At 69.4% G+C, this 23,288-nt stretch carries 21 protein-coding genes and 1 CRISPR repeat array; of the genes, 10 read left to right on the top strand and 11 right to left on the bottom strand.

The window, feature by feature from the left end; translation table 11 throughout:
• Window positions 1–16: 16 nt before the first annotated feature.
• Window positions 17–553 (top strand): TetR/AcrR family transcriptional regulator, encoded by a 537-nt coding sequence (locus CHC05_RS21975; RefSeq protein ID WP_089252264.1) that lies wholly within the window; start codon window positions 17–19, stop codon window positions 551–553.
• Here CHC05_RS21975 and CHC05_RS21970 read toward each other — a convergent pair.
• Window positions 530–1,105, bottom strand: coding sequence for a TetR/AcrR family transcriptional regulator (locus CHC05_RS21970; RefSeq protein WP_089251822.1), 576 nt, complete (start codon window positions 1,103–1,105; stop codon window positions 530–532). The genes CHC05_RS21975 and CHC05_RS21970 overlap by 24 nt on opposite strands.
• Window positions 1,106–1,208: 103 nt before the next feature.
• Between CHC05_RS21970 and CHC05_RS21965 the strand changes: the two genes are divergently transcribed.
• Window positions 1,209–2,612: an MFS transporter gene (locus tag CHC05_RS21965; RefSeq protein ID WP_218824623.1), complete on the top strand. Its 1,404-nt coding sequence runs from the start codon at window positions 1,209–1,211 to the stop codon at window positions 2,610–2,612.
• On the opposite strand, the gene CHC05_RS21960 is transcribed toward CHC05_RS21965, so the two are convergent.
• The 3 genes from CHC05_RS21960 to CHC05_RS21950 are packed head-to-tail and all read right to left on the bottom strand — an operon-like array spanning window position 2,609 to window position 5,726.
• Complete coding sequence (locus tag CHC05_RS21960; RefSeq protein ID WP_089251820.1) at window positions 2,609–3,442, bottom strand: carbohydrate ABC transporter permease; 834 nt, start codon at window positions 3,440–3,442, stop codon at window positions 2,609–2,611. The genes CHC05_RS21965 and CHC05_RS21960 overlap by 4 nt on opposite strands.
• Entirely contained in the window at window positions 3,442–4,419 is a 978-nt protein-coding gene (locus tag CHC05_RS21955; RefSeq protein ID WP_089251818.1) for a carbohydrate ABC transporter permease, read from the bottom strand. Before CHC05_RS21955 ends, CHC05_RS21960 begins: the two co-directional genes overlap by 1 nt.
• Entirely contained in the window at window positions 4,416–5,726 is a 1,311-nt protein-coding gene (locus CHC05_RS21950) for an extracellular solute-binding protein (protein WP_089251816.1), read from the bottom strand. Before CHC05_RS21950 ends, CHC05_RS21955 begins: the two co-directional genes overlap by 4 nt.
• Before the next feature lie 143 nt (window positions 5,727–5,869).
• Here CHC05_RS21950 and CHC05_RS21945 point away from each other — a divergent pair, with 143 nt between their 5' ends.
• Window positions 5,870–6,916, top strand: a complete 1,047-nt coding sequence (locus CHC05_RS21945; RefSeq protein ID WP_089251814.1) for a LacI family DNA-binding transcriptional regulator — start codon at window positions 5,870–5,872, stop codon at window positions 6,914–6,916.
• 570 nt (window positions 6,917–7,486) lie between these two features.
• On the opposite strand, the gene CHC05_RS21940 is transcribed toward CHC05_RS21945, so the two are convergent.
• Entirely contained in the window at window positions 7,487–8,176 is a 690-nt protein-coding gene (locus CHC05_RS21940; RefSeq protein WP_089251812.1) for a DUF4386 domain-containing protein, read from the bottom strand.
• Window positions 8,177–8,266: 90 nt separating this feature from the next.
• Between CHC05_RS21940 and CHC05_RS21935 the strand changes: the two genes are divergently transcribed.
• Window positions 8,267–8,962 (top strand): TetR/AcrR family transcriptional regulator, encoded by a 696-nt coding sequence (locus tag CHC05_RS21935; RefSeq protein WP_089251810.1) that lies wholly within the window; start codon window positions 8,267–8,269, stop codon window positions 8,960–8,962.
• Here the strand turns inward: CHC05_RS21935 and CHC05_RS21930 are convergent.
• Window positions 8,923–9,804 (bottom strand): polysaccharide deacetylase family protein, encoded by an 882-nt coding sequence (locus CHC05_RS21930; RefSeq protein WP_245871146.1) that lies wholly within the window; start codon window positions 9,802–9,804, stop codon window positions 8,923–8,925. The two genes, CHC05_RS21935 and CHC05_RS21930, sit on opposite strands and share 40 nt — an antisense overlap.
• Before the next feature lie 110 nt (window positions 9,805–9,914).
• A complete protein-coding gene (locus CHC05_RS21925) occupies window positions 9,915–10,826 on the bottom strand; it encodes an AraC family transcriptional regulator (protein ID WP_089251806.1) in 912 nt (303 codons plus the stop codon).
• Between the two features lie 74 nt (window positions 10,827–10,900).
• Between CHC05_RS21925 and CHC05_RS21920 the strand changes: the two genes are divergently transcribed.
• Window positions 10,901–11,842, top strand: a complete 942-nt coding sequence (locus CHC05_RS21920) for an SDR family NAD(P)-dependent oxidoreductase (protein ID WP_089251804.1) — start codon at window positions 10,901–10,903, stop codon at window positions 11,840–11,842.
• Between the two features lie 3 nt (window positions 11,843–11,845).
• Here the strand turns inward: CHC05_RS21920 and CHC05_RS21915 are convergent, their stop codons facing one another.
• The 3 genes from CHC05_RS21915 to CHC05_RS21905 all read right to left on the bottom strand — a co-directional run bounded on the left by CHC05_RS21915 (window position 11,846) and on the right by CHC05_RS21905 (window position 14,004).
• A complete protein-coding gene (locus CHC05_RS21915; protein WP_089251802.1) occupies window positions 11,846–12,583 on the bottom strand; it encodes a VOC family protein in 738 nt (245 codons plus the stop codon).
• A 65-nt stretch (window positions 12,584–12,648) separates the two neighbouring features.
• On the bottom strand, window positions 12,649–13,272 hold the full coding sequence (locus CHC05_RS21910; protein WP_089251800.1) for a DNA-3-methyladenine glycosylase family protein: 624 nt from the start codon (window positions 13,270–13,272) through the stop codon (window positions 12,649–12,651).
• A 3-nt stretch (window positions 13,273–13,275) separates the two neighbouring features.
• On the bottom strand, window positions 13,276–14,004 hold the full coding sequence (locus CHC05_RS21905) for an alpha/beta fold hydrolase (RefSeq protein ID WP_089251798.1): 729 nt from the start codon (window positions 14,002–14,004) through the stop codon (window positions 13,276–13,278).
• A 154-nt stretch (window positions 14,005–14,158) separates the two neighbouring features.
• On the opposite strand from CHC05_RS21905, the gene CHC05_RS21900 reads away from it, so the two are divergent.
• The gene (locus tag CHC05_RS21900; protein ID WP_089251796.1) at window positions 14,159–17,101 is read left to right on the top strand and encodes an AfsR/SARP family transcriptional regulator; all 2,943 of its coding nucleotides are present in this window, start codon (window positions 14,159–14,161) and stop codon (window positions 17,099–17,101) included.
• Between the two features lie 16 nt (window positions 17,102–17,117).
• On the opposite strand, the gene CHC05_RS21895 is transcribed toward CHC05_RS21900, so the two are convergent.
• The gene (locus CHC05_RS21895; RefSeq protein ID WP_089251794.1) at window positions 17,118–19,184 is read right to left on the bottom strand and encodes an N-6 DNA methylase; all 2,067 of its coding nucleotides are present in this window, start codon (window positions 19,182–19,184) and stop codon (window positions 17,118–17,120) included.
• 98 nt (window positions 19,185–19,282) lie between these two features.
• Between CHC05_RS21895 and CHC05_RS41600 the strand changes: the two genes are divergently transcribed.
• The 4 genes from CHC05_RS41600 (at window position 19,283) to mgrA (ending at window position 22,312) form a co-directional block, all read left to right on the top strand.
• Window positions 19,283–19,450: a hypothetical protein gene (locus CHC05_RS41600; protein ID WP_179266312.1), complete on the top strand. Its 168-nt coding sequence runs from the start codon at window positions 19,283–19,285 to the stop codon at window positions 19,448–19,450.
• Window positions 19,451–19,493: 43 nt separating this feature from the next.
• Entirely contained in the window at window positions 19,494–20,159 is a 666-nt protein-coding gene (locus CHC05_RS21890) for a hypothetical protein (RefSeq protein ID WP_245871145.1), read from the top strand.
• Between the two features lie 186 nt (window positions 20,160–20,345).
• Window positions 20,346–21,272, top strand: a complete 927-nt coding sequence (locus tag CHC05_RS21885) for an LCP family protein (protein ID WP_245871144.1) — start codon at window positions 20,346–20,348, stop codon at window positions 21,270–21,272.
• A gap of 11 nt (window positions 21,273–21,283) precedes the next feature.
• Window positions 21,284–22,312 carry an L-glyceraldehyde 3-phosphate reductase gene (gene mgrA / locus CHC05_RS21880; RefSeq protein WP_089251790.1) on the top strand — a complete coding sequence of 343 codons (1,029 nt, stop codon included), beginning with the start codon at window positions 21,284–21,286 and terminating at the stop codon, window positions 22,310–22,312.
• Window positions 22,313–22,407: 95 nt separating this feature from the next.
• Window positions 22,408–23,105: a CRISPR direct-repeat array (repeat unit 28 nt; unit sequence GGACCATCCCCGCGTGCGCGGGGAGCAG).
• Window positions 23,106–23,288: the final 183 nt, after the last annotated feature.

Raw genomic sequence — 23,288 nt, 5'->3', positions numbered from 1 at the left:
TATGATGTACGGCACGATGAGAGCTGATGCCGCCCGGAACCTGGCCGGGGTCCTGCGCGCCGGGGCCCGGCTGCTGGCCGACGACCCGAGCACGCCCCTGGCGGCCATCGCCAGCGCCGCCGGGGTCGACCGCACGACCGTCCACCGCCGCTTCGCCACCCGCGAGGCGCTGCTGAGCGCGGTGTTCGAGGCGAAGCTCGACTCATCGGGGCGGGTGCTCGACGAGGCCCGGCTCACGGAGGCACCGGTAGCGGTCGCCCTGCACCGTTACGTCGAGGGAATCGTCCCGGTCAGCCGCGAATGGCCGGTCGACACGCGGCGGATGATGCGCGCCGACCCGTCGGCCGACAGCCGGGCCCGCGCACAGAGCGCCCGGTTGGACGCTTTCGTCCGGCGGGCGGTCGACGAGGGCTTCCTGCGCGGCGACCCGGCCTGGGCCCGTGCCGTCCTCGACCAGTTGATCAGCACGGCCGCGTACCGCTTCCCGGATCTGACTCCCCCACAGGCGGCGGACCTGGTCGTCGAGACGCTACGGCGCGGGCTGGGCGGCTAGGCCGTCGAAGGCGACCGCGAGCATGCGGTCGCGCTGCTCGGCCGAGGCGAAGTTCACGGTCGTGTACGCCATGGTGAAGCGCATGACATCGTCGATGTCGACGTCGGTGCGGATGGTGCCGGCCTGCTGCGCGCGGGCCAACAATGGCCCCCCGGCCGCGAAGAGCGCGTCGGTGGCGGCCCGGTAGGCGGCCGACCCGCGGTCGATCCCGGTGGCGACGGCGCGCTTGGTCGCCACGTAGTCGATGAAGCGCCGCAGCCAGGTGGTGAGGCCCTCCCACGGGCCGAGCTCGGCCGCGCCCTCCGCCGCGCGGCAGACCGCGTCGACCTCGGTCAGGTAGACCTGCTCCAGGAGCTGTTCCCTGGTGGGGAAGTTGCGGTAGAGGGTGGCGATGCCCACGTCGGCCCGCCGGGCGACCTCGTCCAGCGGCGCGTCGGCGCCGTACTCGGTGAACACGTCCCGGGCCGCCGCCACCAGCGCGTCGAAGTTGCGCGCCGCGTCGGCCCGGTGGGGCCGGCGGGCGCCCACCACGGACAGGTCGAGGCCCGGCATTGGCGCTCCCCTCGAAGCGGAGTACGGTTATCAGTAATCCGATAACACGGCTCCGTTTTACCGGAGTCTGGTTATCAGTCTACCCGTCGCAGGAAGCGTTCCGATGACCCTCACCGCACCACCGCCGGCCATGGCGCCGGCGCGCTCGACCACGTCGCTGGTCTTCGTGCTGCTCGGCCTCGGCGCCGGCACGTTCGCCACCCTCCAGTCGCTGATCAGCCCGGTGCTTCCGGTGATCCGCCATGACCTGGGCGCCACCCAGGCGGGCGTGTCCTGGGTGCTGATCGCCTGGCTGCTCTCCGCCTCCGTTGCCACCCCGATCCTCGGCCGCATCGCCGACCTGATCGGCAAGCACCGCGCCCTGCTGATCGTCCTCGGCGCGATCGCCGCGGGCAGCCTCGTCTCCGCACTCGCCCCGAACCTGGGCGTGCTGATCGGCGGCCGGATCGTCCAGGGCCTCGGCGGCGCCATCTTCCCGATCGTCTTCGGCATCATCCGCGACGAGTACGCGGCGCACCGCGTGCCCCGGGCGATCGGCGCGATGTCCAGCGTGATCGCCGTCGGCGGCGGCCTCGGCACGGTGCTGGCCGGCCCGATCACCGCCGCCTTCGGCTGGCGCGCGCTCTTCGGCATCCCGCTCGTGCTGGTCCTGGCCGTGGGCGCGCTGGCCTGGAAGTACGTTCCGGCCTCGCCGGTGCGCGGCGGCGGCCGCGTCAACTGGCCCGCGGCGACCCTGCTGGCCGGCTGGCTGGTCGCCCTGCTGCTGCCGGTCAGCATCGGCGCCCGCTGGGGCTGGCTGTCGGCGCCCACCGTGGGCCTGTTTCTGGTGGCGGCGATCGCGTTCACGGCGTGGGTGCTGGTCGAGACCCGCTCGTCGAACCCGATGATCGACATGCGGATGCTGCGTCACCGTCCGGTGTGGACGACGAACCTGGTCGCCCTGCTCTTCGGCGCCGCCATGTTCTCCGTCGTCACCTTCCTGCCGCAGTTCATCCAGACCCCGCGGGCGGCCGGGTACGGGTTCGGCTCCAGCGTCACCGTCGCCGGTTTCCTGGTCCTGCCGATGCTGGTCACGATGGCCGTCGGCGGCATGCTCAGCGGGCCCATCCACCGGGTCGTGGGGTTCCGGTCGCAGCTCGCGTACGGGTCGGCGTTCCTGGGTGTCGGCGCGACGGGCTTCGCGCTCCTGCACGACGCGCCGTGGCAGGTGTCCCTCGCCGCGGCGGTGTTCGGGCTCGGGCTGGGCCTCGCGTACGCGGCGATGACCAGCGTCATCGTCCACTCGGTCAGCCCGTCCGCGACCGGCGCCGCCACCGGCATGAACGCCAACATCCGCAACATCGGCGGCGCGATCGGCACGGCCGTCGTCAGCGCCGTGGTGACGGGCACGATCGCGTCCAACGGCCTGCCGACGTCGACGGGCTACACGGTCGCCTTCCTCACGATCGCCGCCACGGCCGTGGTAGCCGTCGTCGTGTCCCTCCTGGTCCCCCGGGCCACGCGTTAGCCCTTCACCGCACCTTGCAGGCCGCCGACGATCTGCTTCTCCGCGAACGTGAAGAAGACGAGCGCCGGGAGCATCGCGAGGGAGGTGAAGGCCAGGATGCCGGCCGTGTCGGAGGTGTACTGGCTGGAGAAGTTCTGCACGCCGAGCGGCAGCGTGTGCAGGTTGACGTCGCTGAGCACCAGCAGGGGTAACAGGAACGCGTTCCAGCTCGCCACGAAGGCCAGGACGCCGACGGTGACCAGGGCCGGCTTGGACAGCGGCAGCGTGATGCGCCACAGGAAGCCCAGCTTGCCGGTGCCGTCGATCGCTGCCGCGTCCTCGAGCTCGCGCGGGATCGCGCTCAGGAACGGGCGCAGGATCACGATCGTCAGCGGCAGCGAGAACGCGACCTGCGGCAGGATCACCGCGTAGTACGAGTTGGTCAGGTTCAGGTCGCGCAGCATCAGGTAGAGCGGCAGGATCGCCGCGCCCGCCGGGAAGAGCAGGCCCAGGGTGAAGAACGTGTAGAGCGCCTCGCGGCCGCGGAAGGTGTAGCGGGCCAGCACGTACGCGGCGCTGACGCCCAACGCGACCACGGCGACGGTCGTGCCCAGGGCGATCACCGCGCTGTTGAAGGCCTGGCCCCAGAAGTCGCTCTGGGTCAGCACCCGCGCGTAGTTGTCCCACACCCACGGGTCCGGCAGCCCGGCCGGGTTCGCCACGATCTGCGGCGTGGTCCGGAAGCCCCCGACGATCACATAGACCACCGGCGCGATCGACACGGCCGCGACGGCAAGCGCCAACGTGTACGTCAGTGGGCTGCCCCAGGAGAACGGCTTGCGCTGGGTCATCAGCCCACCCTTCCGGTGATGGCGCCCTCGATGTCGCGGCGGAGCAGGAAACGCTGGAAGAGCAGCGCCGCCACGAACGAGATGACGAACAGGATGACGGCGACCGCGTTGCCGTACCCCCAGAGCCGGGCGAAGAAGCCGTTGTCCACCATGTACGTCGCCATGGTTCCCGAAGCGCCGAGGGAACGCACGGCCGGCACCGAGGTCACCCAGATCACGTCGAAGACCTGCAGCGAGCCGATGATCGACAGGAACATCCAGATCCGGATCGTGGGGCCCAGCAACGGAATCGTGATGTGTCGCTGGATCTGCCACCACCCGGCGCCGTCGATCGCGGCGGCCTCCGTCAGCTCGCTGGGCACATTGGACAGTCCGGCGAGCAGCAGGATGATGGCGAAGCCGACGTACTTCCAGGTGAGCACGAACAGCAGCGTCCAGATCACCACGTCGAGGTCGGCCAGCCACGCCTGGGTCAGGCCGCCGAGGCCGAGCGACTTGAGCAGCGCGTCGACCGTACCCCCGTCGGTCAGGATCAGTTTCCACATGATGCCGACGGTGACCTCGGCGAGCACGTAGGGCACGAACACTAGGAGGCGGAACACGGTGCGCCCGCGGAAGCGGCGGTTGAGCAGCAGGGCGACGCCGAGGGCGATCGGGCCCTGCACCAGCAGCGAGCCGACCACGATGATGGCGTTGTTGCGCAGGGCGTCGATGAAGATGGGGTCCTGGAAGGCCAGGACGTAGTTGTCGAAGCCCACGAACTGGGTCGGCGGCCCGACCCCGCGCCAGCGGTAGAGGCTGTAGTAGACCGCGAAGCCCATCGGCACGAGGACGAACATGACGTAGACCGCGATCGCCGGGGTGGTCAGCCCGATGATCTCGTACCACTTGCGCCTTTTCTCGGCCGCTCTGCTGCGCGAGCCCGCCGGCGACGTCGAGACGCCGCCGGCGAGGCTCACCGATTTCGTAGCGGTCACTTGCGGGCAGCCGACTTCATGGCGTCGACGACCTGCTGCGGGGTGCCCTTGCCGGCGAAGATGGCGACGATGGCGTCGTTCATCGCGTTGCCGACGGTGCTGCCGTAGGCGGTGTCCAACCACAGCTGCACGTACGAGGCGCTGCTCGTCGCTTCCAAGATGGACTTCAGTGCCGGGTCCTCGACGCCCGCCTCGGCGCCCTTGGCCACGGGCAGGCCGGTGCCGGTCTCGGCGTACGCCTTCTGCACCTCGGGGCTGACGATGTACTTGAGGAACTCGACGCATTCGGCCGGCGCGTTCTTGGCACAGGCGAAGCCGTCACCGCCGCCCAGGGCCGCCTTCGGGTCGCCCGCGGAACCGGCGATCGCCGGCACCGGGAACCAGCCGAGGAACTTGGCCAGCTTGGCCGGGTCCTGGGCGACCGTCTCCAGCGTGCCCTTGTTCCAGTCACCCATGAGCTCCATCGCGGCCTTGCCGTTGGCCAGCAGGCCGTTGGCGCTGGTCGGGTCGTTCTGGCCGGGGGTGGCGATGAAGTTGTTCTGGAACGGTTGGGTGCCGATGAAGGTCTTGAGGTCGTCGCCGGCCTTGACGAAGCAGGGGTCGTCGAAGGTGAGGTCGACGGACGCCTTCTTCAAGGTGTCGACGGAGCAGGCGCGCAACGCGAAGTTGTACCACCAGTGCGCCGCCGGCCACTTGTCACCGGCACCGAGCGCGATCGGCACGACGTTGATCGCCTTGAGCTTGGCGACGGCGTCGTTGAGCTCGTCGAACGTGGTCGGTGGAGCGGCGATGCCCGCCTGCGCGAACATGTCCTTGTTGTACCAGATTCCTTCGATGCCCATCCGGAACGGCAGACCGTACTGCTTGCCGTTGGCCTGCCAGATCTCGGACGCGCTGCCGATGTTGGCGACCTCGGTCTTGGTCTGCTCGGTGACGTCCTTGAGGTAGTCGGCCTCGACCTGCTCGCGGATCTCACCGCCACCCCAGGCCTGGAAGATGTCCGGCGGGTCGCTGGTCAACAGCGCGGCGGGCAGCCGCGTGCGCTGGAGCTGGTTCGTCTCGATCGCCTCGATCTCGATCGTGACGGACGGGTGCGCGGTGGAGAAGTCCTTGGCGACCTTCTCCCAGTAGGTCTTGCCCGGGCCGTCCTGCGAGGCGTTGTGCCACCAGGTCAGCGTGACGGGGTTCTGGTAGAGCTCGTTGGCGGCGGGTTCCTCACTCTCGCCGCCGCCGCTGCAGGCGGCCAGCAGGAGCGCGGCCACGGTGAGTGTCCCGAAAAATGGGGCCATACGGTTCTTGGTTGCCATCAATGTCTCCTCGACCTCAGTCAGTCGCGGTACTCGGCATTGACGGGGAGTTTTGCAGCCGGTTGACGCCAGTGTCAATCGTTATCGATATCGTTTTCGAAACACGCCGGACACCCGCGTGGGCGGCATCTATCATCATCGGCGTGGCGTTCCCGCAGCGTGTGAAGATGTCGGACGTGGCCCGCACGGCCGGCGTCTCCGTGGCCACCGTGTCAAAGGTCGTCAACGGACGGTATGGGGTTGCCGCGGCCACGGTGGAGCGGGTGCAGCAGGTCATCACGCAGCTCGGTTATGAGGCCAGCCTGGGAGCGCAGTCGCTGCGCAGCCACCGCACGAACGTCCTGGGCATCCTGGTGGCGGAGTTCGAACCGTTCTCGACGGAGCTGCTGAAGGGTGCGTCGAAGGAGGTGGCTGGGACTGGGTATCAGCTGCTGGCGTACTCGAGCGGTGACGGCGGCGGCACGGCTATCGGTTGGGAGCGGCGGTCCCTGGCGCGGCTGTCTGGGACGTTGATCGACGGGGCGGTGATCGTGACGCCTACGGTCGTGGAGACGAAGCAGGATTTTCACGTGGTGGCGGTCGACCCGCATACGGGGCCGTCTGGGTTGCCGACTATCGACTCGGACAACTTCGCCGGGGCGGTGCTGGCGACGAACTATCTGCTGTCGCTGGGGCATCGGCGGATCGGGCACCTCAGCGGTCGACCTGACCTGGAGTCCGCGCGGTTGCGTGAGGCGGGGTTCCGCAAGGCGATGGCTGATGCGGGGGTCGCGGTCGACGAGCGGCTGGTGCGGGTGGGTGGGTTCCGGGTGGAGAGCGCTTCTGCACCTGCCGCGGAGCTGCTGTCCCTGCCGGACCGGCCGACGGCGGTGTTCGCTGGCAATGACCTGTCGGCCATCTCGATGATGGACGTGGCGCGGACGATGGGGTTGTCGGTGCCGGACGACCTTTCGGTGATCGGGTTCGACAACGTTCCTGAGTCGGCCTTGGTCAACCCGCCGCTGACGACGATCACGCAGCCCTTGCAGCGGATGGGCGCCGAGGCGTTGCGGTTGCTGGTGGACCTGATCGCGGGGGTCGAACGCTCGACCCACATTCGGCTGCCGACGGAACTGGTGGTCCGGGCGTCATGCCGACCGTTCCCACCGCCGCCGAGGGCAAGCCTGCCGCTAACGGCCCGACCAACGTAACGCCCGCCCCGCCCTAGCTGTTCTTGGACGGAGCGGACGCGGTTGGCAGGTCGCTAGCCCCGAGTGACATCGCGACGGTGCGCAGGACCCTGGCAGGAACTCATGTCTCCGCCTTGGCGTCCAGGTGCCTTTCAACCCCCGTGGCTGAATGACGAGGCCAGTCTGGACGGGCCTGCTTTGCGGACGCTTTTTCACCTGCCGAAGAGGCCTGCGGGTCCCTGGTATGAGAGCACGCCAACCAGCAGCGCGACGGACCATCCCCGCGTACGCGGGGAGCACACCTACTCGTCACCGATCCAGGGAGCGCCCATCGGACCATCCCCGCGTGCGCGGGAAGCACGCCCGCGGCCGTGCCGTTGCCGGCGGAGGACTGGGACCATCCCCGCGTGCGCGGGGAGCACACTTGCTGACCTGCGCCGTTATAGATCAAGAACTGGAATTCTTCATCGGTTTCTCTGGCGCGTGTTTCGAACGACGTTCGTGTGCTTGATGGACGGTGATGCCCAAGTCAACTTACCGGCCACGGCTTCTTTAGGCACGCTCTGAGCTGGCCAACCATGAATAGACCGGTCAGTTGGCTGCTGGTTCTAGCGTAGCTGCGGCGTGGCTGGCGGGCCGTCTGCGGACACCTCGGAGTAGTAGGTAGCCGATCATCCAGAACTCGCCGGCGGTGGCTGGGAAGGCGAGGATGTCGGCGATGGGTTGGGCGTCTGGGGATACGTAGCGGAGGAAGGCGCTCAGTACGTAGCCGATGCCGCCTGCGATCAAGAGCCAGCCCAGCTTGCTCGGTAGCCAGCCTGAGCGCAGTACGGCCTGGCCCATGGGGATCAGCCACAGGCCGAAGAATAGGGCTCCGACTCCCCACAGGTTGTCGCTGATGCCGTAGAGCAGTTGGACAGTCGCCGCTTCTCCGCGTAGGGCCGCGTCCAGGGCCGTCGCGAGCAGCGCCGCGCTCGAGAGGATGGCTAGCGCGTTGGCTAGGCCGAAGGCGGCTATGCCGCCTGCCGCGAAGCGGTCCGCCGCGTGGAACAGACGGTAGAACCACACCGCTACCAGGGCCTGTGTCAGGACTGTGAGCAGTTCGAAGGCGATGCCCGCGCGGGCCAGTGACTCGTGGGCCACCACGTTGGACAGCGTCGTCGCGGCGTTGTCGGGGTCGTACAGGCGCGATCGGATCAGTAGGAAACCTAGAGCGCCCGAGACGGCCAGGCCCAGGTAGAGCAGGCCCGTCACGCGGGCGGTGCGGATCAGCGGGTCCATGTCCTTTGGCTCCCTCGTCGAGGTCTGGCCTTACAACGTAAGGTGGGGTGCCTTACATGGCAAGGTGGCGCCACAAGGGTTGGGAAGTGGATGACAGCTAAGACATTTCGGGAGCCGCTCAGCCGCGAGCGCGTGCTCGCCACTGCTGTCAGGCTCGTCGACGCCGAGGGGATCAAGGCGCTCACTATGCGGCGCTTGGCGGCGGAGCTCGGGGTCGAGGCTATGTCGCTCTACTTCTACGTCGCCGGCAAAGAGGAGCTGCTCGACGGCGTCATCTCTACCGTGCTCGACGAGATCGTCAAGACAAGCGATCAGGCTGACTGGCGCGCGCACCTCAGGCAGCAGTTTCTCGCCGCCCGGCAGGTGATGCTGCGCCACCCGTGGGCACCCGGACTACTCACCACCCGGCGCACCATTCCCGGCGGCGTCTACGCATACTTCGATCGGATCGTCGGGACGCTTGTCGACGCCGGGTTCTCGTACCATCTCGCGCATCGCGCCATTCATGCTTTCGGGAGCATGCCGTTCGGGTTCGCGCAGGAGGTGTTCAGTCCCGCGGCCGCCGGTGGGAGTCTCGAGCCCGATGATGCCGAAGCCGACCTGGCCGCGATGGCCGCGGCGTTGCCCAACCTGACGGCCATGGTGGCGCACGAGATGCACGGCGCCGCTGACCCGACGCTCGGGTGGTGCGACAGTCAGGTCGAGTTCGAGTTCACCCTCGACCTGTTGCTCGACGGGCTCGAGCGTTACCGCGTGGCGAGCACCTCCGACAGCATCGCGGGTTGAAGTCCCCGCTCCCGCAGGCCCGCGAGAATGTGGGGCAGCGCGTCGTCGGTCATCGGAGCGTTCGCCTCCGTGACATGCAGGATGATGACCGAACCCGGGCGTACGTTGGACAGCACCGCCTTGACGATCGGCTGCCACCGCTTCGCGAACGGGTCGCCACTGACCACATCCCCGTCCACCACCGTGACACCCAGCGGGGCCAACGCATCCAACGCGGCACGGTCGTGGCACAGCCCAGGGAAACGGAAGAAACGGGTCTGCCGACCCCCGTACCGGCTGATGATCTTAAAGGTCTTGTCCACATCGGACGTCATCTTCGACGACGCGATCCGTGGCAACCCGTAGCAGGAATCCACAAAGGATTCGTGACCGTAGGTATGGTTCGCGAGCTCGAACCGCTCATTGCGGGCGATCCGGCGCGTCACCTGCGGATAGCGCTCCACCCACATTCCGGTGAGGAAGAACGTCGCGGGTACGCGCTCGCGCTCCAACTGGTCGAGAATGCGCAGGTTGGCGTAGGACTTGACCCTTCCGGAGTCGAGTGACGCCTTCATCGACACGGTCATGTCCGCGTCGAAGGTCAAAGCGACCAGATTGCCCGTACGCGGACCGTTGTTGACAACCGGCGGCCGTCTCCCCTGCTGCGTGGCACCCGGCACCGACGTGGGCTCCGGAACCCGAAGGCTGGACGTCGGCGAAGGGTCCCCTGACGACGTCAGGCGAGCCGACGGCGACGGCCACGGCGAAACGGTCGATGTCGGCGCGGCCACCGTCGGCGAGGCCAGCACGAACCGCGGCGCTGGCGTGGTCGACGGCCACGACGAGACGAGCACGGCGACCACCGCCAGGACCGCGGCAACGGAGGCGAACGCGGCCCACGGAACTTTCACGCGAAGATCAGACCAGGCCACCGCCGGCTACGCGGCCCCAGCGAACCAAACGGGCAAATCGCTTAGATCGAGGGACTCCCCCGGTACGCCGTCGGCGACGAGCCGGTGACCCGCTTGAAGGCGACGCTCAACGCGCTCTCCGATCCGTACCCGACGTCCCGCGCGATGCTCGCGAGCGTGCCGTCGCCGCGCCGCAGCCGGTCCGCGGCCAACTCGATCCGCCAACCGGTCAGATAGTCCAGCGGGCCCTTGCCGACGAGAGCACTGAACCGGGCCGCGAGCGTCGATCTCGAAACGGCCGCCGCGGATGCCAACGCCTCGACCGTCCACCGATCGGCCGGGCGGTCGTGCATCGCGCGCAACGCCGGGCCGACAACCGGATCCGTCAGCCCGGCCAGCCAACCTGACGCGGGCGCGGCCGCGGTGGCCAGATGGAACCGGAGCACCTGGATCAGCATCACCACGGCCAGGTGCTCGGCCACGAGCGTCGATCCGATCTGCGAGCGCCGTACCTCGCGGTCGATCCGGTCGATCGCCCAGTGCACGGCGTCCGCCTCAGGGGTCGCGCCCGGGATGTGGATCACCGGCGGCAGGCCGTCGAGGAGCAGCGCCCGGGCCCGGCCGCGGAAGCTGAACCGCCCGCCGATCAGGAAGACCTCGTCGCCGGTGCCCACCCGCGCGACCCGGTCGATCGCGGCCCGGAAGACGGGATCGGCCGGCTCGACGGGTGCGTCGGCATCGCTGGCCAGCTCGAACGGCACCGGGCGGGTGAGCAGGAAGCAGTCGCCGGCGGTGAGCGCGAGCGGGTCGGCCAGGCCGTCGACCCGCAACAGGCAGCGACCGCGCCGGATGGCGTTGAACTTGACCCCGTCCAGCGGGGTGAATCGCAGGCCCCAGCGCCCGCCGGCGGCCATGCTCGTGGACAGGTGACCGGTGGCGGCGGTCAGGGTCAGGACGTCTTCCAGTGGATCCATGGCTGGACGCTCGCTAAAGAAGGCCGGATTGTGAACTATTCATCGTCCGATGATCACTTCGTACCGTAGCAGCCATGACTGAGTTCGACGCTCGTACCACCGCTGCCCAGATCCTGGCCGGAGTTGATCTGACCGGTCGCCGGATGATCGTCACCGGGGGTGCATCCGGGATCGGCGCGGAGACCGTCCGGGCCCTCGCGGGAGCCGGCGCGGAGGTGACCGTGGCCACCCGCGAGCCCGCCGACGCCAAGCCGATCATCGACGAGATCGCCGCCCGCCCCGGTGCCGGTCGGGTGTCGGCGAGCCGGCTCGACCTGGCCGACCTCGACTCGGTGGCGGCGTTCGCCGACGGTTGGTCCGGGCCGTTGCACGCGCTCGTCGCCAACGCGGGCATCATGGCGCTGCCGACCCGCCAGACCACGCCGGGCGGTTGGGAGCTCCAGCTCGCGACCAACTACCTGGGCCACTTCGCGCTCGCCTACCGGCTGCACGACGCGCTCGCGGCGGCCGGCGACGCGCGGGTCGTGACGGTGAGCTCGGGCGCGCATCTTCGCTCGCCGATGGACTTCGAGGACCCGCAGTTCGAGCGGCGGCCGTACGAGGCGTGGGCCGCGTACGCGCAGTCCAAGACGGCCGACGTGCTGCTCGCGGTCGGGATCGCCCGGCGGTGGGCGGCAAACGGCATCACCGCGAACGCCGTCGCTCCGGGGTCGATCCACACGAAGCTGCAGCGGCACCTCGACCGCGCGACGATGATGAGCTTCGGCGCGATGTCCGAGACCGGCGAACTGGTGGTCCCGGCGCACTTCAAGACGCCCGAGGAGGGCGCGTCGACCACGGTGCTGCTGGCCGCGTCACCGACCGTCGAAGGCGTGACCGGGCGCTACTTCGAGGACAACCGGGAGTCGCCCGTCGTACCCGGTGGCCCGAACGGAAGAAACGGCGTGGCCGCACATGCCCTCGACCCGGAAGCCGCCGACCGCCTGTGGGAGCTGGCCCTGCCGCTGCTCGGCTGACGGTCAGCGCGGGGTGAGCAGGCAGAACTCGTTGCCCTCGGGGTCGGCGAAGACCTGCCATCCGATGCCGTCCAGCTCGATCTTGGTGGCGCCGAGGGCCCGCAACCTGGCGGCCTCGGCGTCCGGGTCGCCATCCGCGTAAGGGCGGACGTCGAGATGGACCCTGTTCCACACGGTCTTCACGTCGGGGGTGCGGAGGAACTGGAGGTACGGGCCGAGGCCCGTCGACGAACGGAACGCCGCGCTCTCGTCGGTCGCCTTGAGCAGGGTCCAGTCCGTGGCCTCGCCCCAGAAGCGGGCCATGGCGCGCGGATCCGCGCAGTCGACGACGACCGAGGCGATCGGGCCGGTGTCCTGGACGAGCGGCCCGGGGGCCAGCACGCAGAACTCGTTGCCCTCCGGGTCGGCCATGGGGATCCACGAGGCGTCGTCGCCCTGGCCGACGTCGACGGGTTTAGCGCCGAGCTCCGTCAGGCGCGCGACCAGCTCGGCCTGGTGGGCCGTCGAGGTGGTCGCCAGGTCGACGTGGACGCGGTTCTTGACGGTCTTCGGCTCGGCGGAGACGACCATGTCGATCGAGATCGCGGCCGGGTCGGGATAGTGGAAGCCTTCGGGCTCGATGTTGATGACAACGCCGGGTTCCTCGACGATGACGCCCCAGCCGAGCGCCTGCGCCCAGAAATCGCCGAGCGCGTTCAGGTCCCGAGCCTTCATCGTGATGTGCACCAGCCGCGTCACCATGCGGACGAGGCTAACGCCACGGCGTAGCTCGCGGATCATTGCCCCGGCGCGGCTTGGACCACGTCCTAGCTCCGTAGGTCGAGGAACACGGCCTCCTGGCAGTAGCGGGCCACGACCGAGCGGTACGGGCGGAACGGGTCGCCCAGCGGCAGCAGTTCCCTTTCGGTCGGTCGCGGGTCGACCTGCCAGGTGCGGGCGTAGCCCTCGCGGACGTCCAGGTCGCCGGCCGGCCAGACGTCGAGGCGGCGGAGGCAGTGCATGAGGTACATCTCGGCGCTCCAGCGGCCGATCCCCCGTACCGTCGTCAATCGCTCGATGATCTCTTCGTCGGTTTGTCTGGTCGACGGGCTGACGTCGACCGTGCCGTCGAGGACCTTCGCGGACAGGTCCCGCAGCGAGACCATCTTGTTGCGGGACAGGCCGGCCTCGCGCATCACCTCGTCCGACGCCTCCGCCAGGGCTTCCGGGGTGAACAGCCCACCCATCGCGGCGGCGAGCCGGCCGATGATGGCCTGGGCGGACGCCGCCGAGATCTGCTGGGAGCAGATCGCCCGGACCAGCATGCCGAACGGTCCGTCCGGAGTCCTTGGCAGGAAACGGATCGGGCCCACCGTCGCCACCAACCGCGCGAAGGTCCGGTCCCGCGCCGCCACCTCCTCGATCGCGGCGGCCAGGGCGATGCGCGGCAACAGTCACCCACCGACAGCCGCCGATGCGGCCAGAACGGCGTCCGTCGCCGCCTCCGGATGCGAGATCAGCGAGACGTGCGAGGCCTCGACCTCGGTGATGGTCGCGCCCGCCCGCTCGGCCATGCGGCGCTGCGCCACCGGCGGAATGATCTTGTCCTGCGTGCCGATCACGGCCCAGCTCGGCAGGCTCTTCCACGCCGGTGCGCCGGACGGGATCTGGTTGGCGCTCAACGTCAGCGGCCGCTGGCCCGCGGCGATCAGCCACCGGTCCGCCTCCGGCAAGTCCTGCGCGAAGGACTGGTGCACGGCGTCCGGCTTGAGGAACGCGTCGGCGTCGCCCTGCGGACCGCCCGGGTAGCCGGCCACGTCGAACACCGTCGACGGGTCCGGGACGTCCAGCGCCGAACCGGCGTTGGCCAGCATCCCGAAGGTCGTGTCGCCCTCGTCGGGGATGAACGCGTCGACGTAGACGAGCGCTTTCACGTCGCCGCCGCCGAGGGCGGCGTTGGTGATGACCAGGCCACCGTACGAGTGTCCAACCAGGACCACGGGCCCGCTCGTACGCTGGGCGTTGAACGATGCGATGTACGGCGCGTCGATGGTCACGCCGCGTAGCGGGTTCGGTGGGGCGTAGACCGTGAATCCGCGCGCCTGCAACACGGACGCGACACCGTTCCAGCTGGCCGCGTCGGCCCAGGCGCCGTGCACCAGGACGATCGTGGGCAATGCCATGGTGGTCTCCCTCGTCTGATCGGACCAATCCACCCGTAACCGCCAATCGCCAAACCAAACCCCGCTCGGCGATCGTGGGACGGGTGGGTCAGACGATGTCTCACCGCGCGAGAGCGCCGGGCTTCGTGAGGCGCGGCAGCGGTAGCGTGCGGCTGTGCCCGCTGTCGAAGTTCGGATCCTGGGTGCCGTCGAGATCGTGGCGGATGGCGTGGTGGCGGCCCTGACCAGTGCCCCGGCCCGGACGGTGCTGGCGGCGCTCGCGCTGCGGTCGGGCGTACTCGTGCAGGTCGACGACCTGGTCGACATGGTCTGGGGCGCGGCCCCGCCGCGCACGGCGGTCAACCAGCTGCAGATCGCCGTGCACCGGATCCGGCGGGCCTTCGCACCGGCCGGTCTCAACCCGCAGGTGCTGCTGGCCACGCACCCGGCGGGTTACCGGTTGGCCGCGGACGCCGTCGAGGTCGACCTGGGCGCGTTCCGGTCCCTGACAGCGGGGGCCGCACAGCGGGCGGCGTCCGCGGACTGGTCCGGAGCGAGCAAAGGGTACGAGGCGGCGTTGCGGCTGTGGCGCGGGCGGGCGTGCCAGGACGCGTCCGGCGAACGGATCCGGTCGGCGGGCGGGCTGCTCGACGCCGAACGGATGGAGGCACTCCAACGCCACCTGGCCGTCGACCTGCTCGCCGGTCGGCCGGTCACCGAGCAGACCGCCGACCTGGTGCTGGCCGAGCCGTTGCGGGAACGGTTCTGGGTGCTGCATGTGCTCGGGTTGGCGCTGGAGGGTCGGCAGGCGGAGGCGCTGGCCGCGTACCGGCGGGCGCAGCAGGTTCTGGCTGACGAGTTGGGGCTTGATCCTGGTGCGGAGCTGCGTTCGCTGGAACGGCATGTGCTGCTCGGTGACACGGGGGCTGGGGTCGCTCTGGTCCGGGCGTGGTTCGGTGGGTCGCCGGCGCGGCCCGCGCCGCGCGTTCTCCAGTTGCCGGCCGACGTCGCGTATTTCACCGGGCGGGTGGCTGAGCTGGAGCGGGTTGGGGCGTTGCTCTCTGGCGCCTTTGCTCGGCCCGTGACCGTCTGTGCTTCGGGGCTGGGTGGCGCGGGCAAGACGACGCTCGCGGTGCACCTGGCGCACCGGCTCGACACCGAGGCGGTGTTCGTCGACCTGCACGGGACGGAGCCTTCGCCGCCGGAGGCGTACCAGGTGATGGGCTCGATCCTGCGCTCGTTGGGTCTGCCCGGGCCGTCGGTGCCGTCGGACCGGGATGCCCGAGCTGGTCTTTACCGGTCCACAATGGCCGAACGTCGGCCGTTGCTGGTCCTGGACAACGCGGCCGGTGAGGCTCAGGTGCGGCCGCTTTTGCCGGGCGCGCCTGGATGCCGGACCATCGTGACATCGCGGTCTACTTTGTCCGGTCTCGACGGGGCCGTCGCGGTCGAGCCGGGCGTGCTGGGCGCGCGTGACGCGGCGGCGTTATTGGACAACGTCTCTGGGCGATCGCGTACGGTCGACGAGCCCGACGCGGCCCGCCGGCTCCTGTCGCTGTGTGGTGGCCTGCCGTTGGCGTTGCGGATCGTGGGTGTGCGGCTCGCCCGGCAACCGGGGACGTCGCTGGAACGGATGGCGGCGCGGCTCGACGACGAGCGGTCGCGGCTGGACGAGCTGGCCGTGGGTGACCGGGATGTGCGGGCCGTGTTCGCGGAGAGCCTTCGACTGGTCGACGAGTCGGCGGCCCTGCTGTTGCGGCGGCTGGCTCTGCTGCCGGTGCCGTCGGCCGGCGCTTCGCTCGCGGCCGCGCTGCTGGACGTCGGTCTTCCGGACGCCTCACGACGCTTGGAGCGGCTGTCGGCTGCGTCGCTGGTGTCCGTGTGGGATACCGGGCAGGAGCTCAGGTATCGGATGCACGACCTGGTGCGGCTCTTTGCCCGGGAACTCTGCGAGGACGCGGATGTGGCCGCGCTGCGGCGCGGCTACGAGGCGTTGTTGAGTCAGGCGTTGCGGGCCGACCTGGGGTCGCGGCCCTATCCGGCGGAGCCCGCACCGGCCGGGCCGGCCACCTCGCCGGTGGATCAGGCGTTGGTGTTGTCCGCGGCGCTGGACTGCGTCGCCCGCGGCTGGGTCACGCTGGCGTGGCGGCTGGTTTGTGCGACGACCAATGTCGCTTTGACGCACGCGTACGGTCCGGAGTGGACGGATGCGGCCGGGCGGGTGCTCGCGGCCGGGCCGGGTCCGGAGGGCGCTGCCGCGCTGCAGCTCGGACTGGGAATGGTGTGGCAGCGCAGCGGTCGGCCGTTGGCAGCGCGCGGCCCGCTGCGAGCGGCACGCCGGGCCTATGCGGTTGGTGGCGACTCCTTGCGTGCGGCGACGGCGGCCACGTACCTGAGCATGGCGTACCGGGTGCTGGGCCGTTGGCGGCCGGCATTGGCCGCGGTGGGCTGGGCTGTGGCGCGGCTCGACACCTCGCCGGTGCCGGTGCAGCTCGGCTGGGCACAGCTAGCCCTCGGCAACCTGCTGCTGGAGATGGACGACCCGCCGGCTGCCCGGTCCGAGTACGCCCGCGCGTTGACAGTCATGCGAACAGCCGGCGACCGCGCAGGCGAAGCCAACGTGCTCATCGCCCTGGCGCAGTCACTGCGCCGAAGCGGCCGGTACGAGCAGATGACGATGCGCTACCACGAGGCGGTCCAGATCCTCCGCGAGGTGGACGAGCCGCTCGGCCTGTTGATGGTCGAGATCGCACTGGGCCGGGTCAGCCTGCGCGCCGGGGACCTGGGGGCGGCCCGTCAGCACTCGGAGCAGGCACTGGCACTGGTCGCACGAGCGCCGTTCGCCCTGGCCCGCAAGGACGCCCTCGACCTTGCCGGAGAGGTCGCGTTGGCGGGCGGCAACCTGTCGGCGGCGCTGGAGTTGTTCGCGGGGACGCTCGAGATCGCGCGGACACAGAGCGCCCCGGTCGGCGTCGCCTCTGTGCTGCATCATCTGGCTCGCGCGCAGCGAGCGGCCGGCGACATCGAGGCAGCGCGGGACGTCAGCGACCGAGTCACTGGAGATCTTCACTGCACTGGGGCGCAGCGAGCGGCAGGACCTTGCCGCCCTCCTCCGTGACCTCGACGGCTGAGACCTACTCGGGCGAGAGTTCGAGGCCGCCCGCGGTGAGCCCGTCACCGATCTCCCGGGCCAACGCCGCGCCGACCTCCGCCACCACATCGAGCTGTGCACGGAACTCCGCCACCCGTCGGTAGGCCAGCCCGTAGCGCTGCTGTTGTTCCAACGGCAGCACGGGAATGGCCAGGCGCCTGATGTCGATCCGGAAGGTGCCGCTGACAGTGCTGGAGGTTCGGCCGGCTACCCGGGCGTTGTCTGTTCGGGAGAGGACACCAGCGACGAACCACGGGTCGAAGACCGTCGCGTCCAGCCGCACCAGTTGGACGCCGGCGCCCAACTCGGCTCCTACCTGGTCCTCGGCAGCCACCCTGGCGGTGATCTTGTGGCCGACGATCGGAATGAGGATGTCGCCGGCGCGCACCTGTGGGCCCGGGGTGGCGCGGGTCGCCGAGCCTGTCGCGGACCCTCCGGACAGCACGTCGCCAGGGGTCAGGACTACCGCGGTCGTGTCGTCCTCCGTCGGTCGGTTGCGGGCCAGGGCGCGTAAAACCGAGACGCTGCCTGACCGGAGTAGGTCGGCGATCTCCGCCCGGGGCGCGGGCCGCGACGATCCCGGCGGTGCTGCCGTCACCACTGGCACGCTCTGCCGCAAAGACTCGATGCGTTGGTCGAAGTCCTTGAGCCGAGCGACGACCTCCGTCGGGTCGGACGCGGTCTCGTCGGCCTGCGGCAGATAACGCTGCGGCGTCAGATCCACCTGGTCGTCGAGCACGTCGATGGCCGGCACCGCGCGGTGGACGCCAGGCTCTTCGGTGTACGAATCACCGGCGTACGCACGCCAAATGGTCCCCACCACCTCGGACAGGGATTGGTCGGCCGGGGCGGCGGTGGCGTCGACCATGAGAATCGAACCGGCGCGTGACGACGGCTGTCTGAGCACCCAGATATGCAGGCCAACGTTGGTCGGTGGCATGAGCCCGCCCGGAAGCGCGATCACCGACCGCAGTGCTCCCCGACGGATCAGCTCCGCGCGGATGCGCCGGCCGGCCGGCCGCGAGGCGGCGGCCGGCGGCATGAGCACGACCGCGGTGCCGGAGGGCGCGAGGTGGGCCAAGGCGTGTTGCACCCAGGCTAGCTCCGGTTCGGTGCGCGGCGGCAGACCGTATGTCCACCGTGGATCGTAAGCGAGCCGTTCATTGCCCCAGTCGTGCACACCGAACGGGAAGTTCGCCACGACGACGTCGGCTGCCAGGTCCGGCAACGCGTCCGCGAGCAGGCTGTCACCCACGTGGACGAGCGGCGGCTCCGCCGGAAGACCACTGCGCAGATGTACGAACCACAGCCGCAGCAATGCGACCAACGCGTACTCGGACTTGATCTCCTGCCCGTAGCACCGCGTCGACGACCCGTTAGCGAGCGCGCGGTCGGCGGCCGTCCGCAGCAGCGATCCGGTCCCGCTGGTGAAGTCGAACGTGACCGGGCCCGAGCCCGCGAGCGCCACCATGGCCGCGGCCACGGTGTCCGGGGTGCCCGCCAGACCAGATAGCGAGTGGGCCGAGGACACGAACTGGCGGTGCAGATACTCGAAGGCGGCTTCCGGATCGAGTTCGGTGGCGAGCTGGTCGATCGTGCCCAGCACGGTGTGATGCTGTGGCGTCCACCGTTTGGGTGCGATACCAGCGACGAGCCGCGCCAGCCCCGGATCGAGTGAGTCGAGCTGAGAGACGAGCTCACGCGGCGTGGGCACGGCGTCGGCCGAGGCGCCACGCGCCAAGGTCAGCAGGCGCGCACCGCAGAGGGCCAGGACGTCGCTGACCTCCGCCGCCGGCTGGTAGCTCTCGATGTGCCGCCACGCCCACTGCTCCGTGCCGAGCTCGTGCAGCCGGTTGTGGCGGCTCAGCCACTGTTCCACCTCGCGCGCGGCGAAGGACGGGCTCGCCGGGGTGCCGCCGACGGGCTCTGGGAAGTCGGCGTACCTGCGGCGCCAGTTGCTCACGGCGGCCCGGCCGACGTTGGCAAGTCGCGCGATGCCACTGGCGGTCAGCGTGGCCTCACCCATGGTCACTGTCGGCTCGTTTGTCACACGTGAACGCTAGCATCGACAAAGCGCTTGTGGATAGTGTTCACAGTCGCTACCTTGTTCACCGTTCCTGGTTTACGCACTTCCACGGAGGGGTCCACATGCCGCGTCGGGGGCACAGCACGACCATCGGCAAGATCGCGAAGTTCTATCAGGACCGTCGGGTATCCGAGATCCGCCTGTTCAGTGAGCAGTTGCGCCGCGAGCAGCGGGCCACCGAAGACCGAGCGCCTGCGGCCACCCACCGGAAGAGCTCGGCGGCCCGCTGACGCTTCCCCAGTTCCGACTACCCGAGGAGGACCATGAACACCGTTGTTCGTACCCACGCCGTCACTGCCCTTCCCACCGGTCGAGTACCTGCGTAGTGGTTCGAGCAAGTTCGGCTCGAAGGTCGACATCCCGACCGAGGTGTACGCCCGGGTGCGGCTCGATCCGGACGTCGGCGCGGAGATCGCGGACGCCTACCTGGCCGCGCCGATCCGCGAAGAGCGCGCCTATTCCGCGTACGCCGCGTTCTGTCGCGAAACCCGGGACCAGTTCGACTTCCTGATCGGCCGCACCGAGTTCGGTGGCCTGGGAGTGACCGTGCGGTTCGTCGACGAGGACCCGTACACGGAAGTCGGGTCCATGGTTCACGATCTGCGGTTCCGCCGATTGAAGGTGTGGGCGAGCGCCGCCAGCGGCAACGCCCACCCTTATCTCAGCGACGGGCAGAACGACTGGTTCCGCGCGGTCCACGACGCTTTCGGGCACGCGGGAAGCGGGCGCGGCTTCGACCGGCACGGAGAGGAGGCCGCCTGGGTGAAGCACAGCACCATGTACTCACCGCTCGCACGGCGGGCACTGACGACCGAGACGCGCGGGCAGAACTGCGCCCGCATCTACCGCTGCGGAGGTGACGAGTTCCCCGAACAGAAGGCCGCCCTGCTCCCCCGGCGATTCACCGATCTGCGACCGGCGCTGGCGGCGCAGAACTGAGTCGGCTGCTAGCGCCGATCACCGTCGCCGCACAACGCCGAAGATCAACACAGACCTCCAAGAAAGCACACAGGAACGACATATAACGTCGCTCACGTTCGGGGATTGGCTTGGTTTCGGTGGGACGGATGGGCTTGGATCGTGCGGCGTAGGACGAAACGGATTTTGATCGGGGCTTTGGCGGTCGTGGTGCTGCTGGGCATCGGCGGTGTTGTCGCCGGTTGGGCCTACGGACGGTCACTCAACAATCACCTTGCGCGTACCGACGCGTTCAAGGACGTGCCTCAGGAGAGTCGGCCCACTCAGGTCGTCCAGGGCGCCCTCAACGTGCTTCTGCTCGGCAGCGACTCCCGCGACCCCGACAAGACGGCCGACTCCCGTACCGACACGATCATGATTTTGCATGTCGATGCCGACCACAAGAAGGCTGAGGTCATCTCGATCCCCCGCGACACCTGGGTGTTCGTGCCGACCTCGCCGGACGGCAACAACGGCAACACCATGGCGAAGATCAACGCAGCGTACGCGTGGGGTGGCACGCCGTTGATCGTCCAGACCGTCGAGGGCTTCACCGGTGTGCACATCGACCACGTGGCGCTGATCGACTTCAGCGGGTTCGCCGACGTGGTCGACGCGCTCGGTGGCGTCGATCTGAAGATCGAGAAGACGATCAAGTCCATCCACGCGCCCTACCGGACCTTCAAGAAGGGCACGCAGCACCTCGACGGGGCCGAGGCGTTGGACTACGTGCGGCAGCGTTACCAGTTCGCCGACGGGGACTTCAGTCGTGAGCGCCACCAGCGCGAGTTCCTGCAGGCCCTGCTGGACAAGGCCGCTAGCGCCGGTACGCTCGCCAATCCCGTCAAGCTCAACAGTTTCCTGCAGGCCGCCACCAAATCCCTGACCGTGGACCAGGATTTCGACCTCGTCGACACGGCCGTCGAGCTGCGCGGGCTGCGGAGCGCCGACCTCACCTTCATGGGTAGCCCCAACGCCGGCACCGCCACCCGCGACGGGCAGAGTGTCGTCCTTTCGGACAAGACCAAGGCCAAGGCCCTCTTCCAGGCTGTGGCCGACGACACCGTGCAGAGCTACCTCGCGAAGACCATGTAAAGCTATGCCCCATGAGCTACGCCGCCGCTGAGGACCGTTACGACTCGATGAGCTACCGCCGCACCGGGCGCAGTGGGCTGAAGCTGCCCGCGATCTCGCTCGGGTTGTGGCAGAACTTCGGCGGCGAGCGGCCGTTGGAGACCCAGCGGGCCATCGCGCGGCGGGCCTTCGACCGGGGTGTCACGCACTTCGACCTGGCCAACAACTACGGACCGCCTTACGGGTCCGCCGAGGAAGCCTTTGGCATCCTGTTGGACAAGGACCTGCGGCCGCACCGGGACGAGCTCGTGATCTCCACCAAGGCCGGCTATGACATGTGGGCCGGGCCGTACGGCAACTGGGGTTCGCGCAAATATCTGTTGGCCAGCCTCGACCAGAGCCTGTCGCGGATGGGCCTGGACTACGTCGACATCTTCTACTCGCACCGGTTCGACCCGGAAACGCCGCTCGAGGAGACGCTCGGCGCGCTCGACTCCGCGGTGCGCCAGGGCAAGGCGCTCTACGTGGGCATCTCGTCCTACTCGCCGGCGATGACGACGCAGGCGGTCCAGATCCTGCGCGACCTGGGTACGCCGTTGCTGATCCACCAGCCCTCGTACTCGATGCTGAACCGCTGGATCGAAGACGGGTTGCTCGACGTGCTCGGCGAGCAGGGGGTCGGCTGCATCGGGTTCTCGCCGTTGGCCCAGGGGTTGCTGACCGACCGCTATCTCAACGGGGTTCCGGCCGATTCGCGCGCCGCCCGGCAGGGGTCGTTCGACGCGGCCTGGCTGACCGACGAGAACCTCCGGAAGATCCGGGCGCTGCACGACATCGCCGCTGGCCGGGGTCAGACGTTGGCGCAGATGGCGCTCGCGTGGACGTTGCGCGATCCGCGGATGACCTCGACGCTGATCGGCGCCAGCAGCGTCGCGCAGCTCGACGACAGCCTGACGGCGCTGGACAACCTCAGCTTCACGGCGGAGGAGCTGGGCGAGATCGACCGCCACGCGACCGAGTCGGACCTCAACATCTGGGCCGGATCTTCACAAGCGGGCTGAGGGTACGGTTGGCGCGCGGATCGCGGTGCGCAGCCGGGCATCGCTTTCGGTCCTTCGTTACGGTCGCCGTGCTGGCCCGGCCGGCCGGGATCCGCGCCCGATCCCCGCGTGCGCGGGGAGCAGGCCCAGCCGGACTCGCCGGGCAGAAAGCCGACCGGACCATCCCCGTGGGCGCGGGGAGCAGCGTCAGGATTCGCTCGCTCACGCCACGCCCCCGGACCATCCCCGCGTGCGCGGGGAGCAGGACGCACTTGAGACTCGCCTCGGCAGCGCCGAGGGACCACCCCCGCGTGCGCGGGGAGCAGGATGGCGCTACTGCTACTGCTGGCGCTCATCTAGGACCATCCCCGCGTGCGCGGGGAGCAGACCGCCACGCCGAGCGGGATCCCGAATCCGTTGGGACCATCCCCGCGTGCGCGGGGAGCAGGGACCGCCATCACTGGCCTCCGTCGGTGAGCAGGGACCATCCCCGCGGGCGCGGGGAGCAGGGACCGCCATCACTGGCCTCCGTCGGTGAGCAGGGACCATCCCCGCGTGCGCGGGGAGCAGGGCACGCCAGCGCGCCAGTCTCGGCGCAACTGGGGACCATCCCCGCGTGCGCGGGGAGCAGGAGCCCGACCGTCTCCGCGATCGGGCCCTGGTAGGACCATCCCCGCGTGCGCGGGGAGCAGCTCCGGCACGACGAGGGCCGCACCGCGAAGTACGGACCATCCCCGCGTGCGCGGGGAGCAGTTGGCACCCGTCAACTCTGTCAAGTTGACCATGGGACCATCCCCGCGTGCGCGGGGAGCAGACTTGTTGACCTGGGGCGCTAGAGATCAAGTTCCTCTTTTTGCTTCACTTTGAAGTTCGGGTGAGTGGATCCGAGGCTTGGGGCTTGTCTGATCGGTGGCTTCCGCTCCTTGCCTCTACCTGTGTGGTCGGGTTCCGCGCAACCACCCATTTAAGGCTCCGCGCTACGCGCTCGAAGGGCATG

This window comes from Asanoa hainanensis, assembly GCF_900188485.1.
In the GTDB taxonomy this organism is placed as follows: Bacteria; Actinomycetota; Actinomycetes; order Mycobacteriales; family Micromonosporaceae; genus Asanoa; species Asanoa hainanensis.
The sequence above is the reverse complement of the archived record's forward strand: the minus strand, read 5'-3'. Positions and strand labels throughout refer to the sequence as shown.

What these genes read in the sequence shown, in the direction of transcription:
- CHC05_RS21950 (WP_089251816.1), bottom strand. Translation starts at nt 5,726, where the DNA reads ATGGCAACCAAGAACCGTATGGCCCCATTTTTCGGGACACTCACCGTG.
- CHC05_RS21915 (WP_089251802.1), bottom strand. Translation starts at nt 12,583, where the DNA reads ATGGTGACGCGGCTGGTGCACATCACGATGAAGGCTCGGGACCTGAAC.
- CHC05_RS21940 (WP_089251812.1), bottom strand. Translation starts at nt 8,176, where the DNA reads ATGGACCCGCTGATCCGCACCGCCCGCGTGACGGGCCTGCTCTACCTG.
- CHC05_RS21970 (WP_089251822.1), bottom strand. Translation starts at nt 1,105, where the DNA reads ATGCCGGGCCTCGACCTGTCCGTGGTGGGCGCCCGCCGGCCCCACCGG.
- CHC05_RS21905 (WP_089251798.1), bottom strand. Translation starts at nt 14,004, where the DNA reads ATGGCATTGCCCACGATCGTCCTGGTGCACGGCGCCTGGGCCGACGCG.
- CHC05_RS21975 (WP_089252264.1), top strand. Translation starts at nt 17, where the DNA reads ATGAGAGCTGATGCCGCCCGGAACCTGGCCGGGGTCCTGCGCGCCGGG.
- CHC05_RS21935 (WP_089251810.1), top strand. Translation starts at nt 8,267, where the DNA reads ATGACAGCTAAGACATTTCGGGAGCCGCTCAGCCGCGAGCGCGTGCTC.
- mgrA (WP_089251790.1), top strand. Translation starts at nt 21,284, where the DNA reads ATGAGCTACGCCGCCGCTGAGGACCGTTACGACTCGATGAGCTACCGC.
- CHC05_RS21960 (WP_089251820.1), bottom strand. Translation starts at nt 3,442, where the DNA reads ATGACCCAGCGCAAGCCGTTCTCCTGGGGCAGCCCACTGACGTACACG.
- CHC05_RS21965 (WP_218824623.1), top strand. Translation starts at nt 1,209, where the DNA reads ATGACCCTCACCGCACCACCGCCGGCCATGGCGCCGGCGCGCTCGACC.
- CHC05_RS21920 (WP_089251804.1), top strand. Translation starts at nt 10,901, where the DNA reads ATGACTGAGTTCGACGCTCGTACCACCGCTGCCCAGATCCTGGCCGGA.
- CHC05_RS41600 (WP_179266312.1), top strand. Translation starts at nt 19,283, where the DNA reads ATGCCGCGTCGGGGGCACAGCACGACCATCGGCAAGATCGCGAAGTTC.
- CHC05_RS21925 (WP_089251806.1), bottom strand. Translation starts at nt 10,826, where the DNA reads ATGGATCCACTGGAAGACGTCCTGACCCTGACCGCCGCCACCGGTCAC.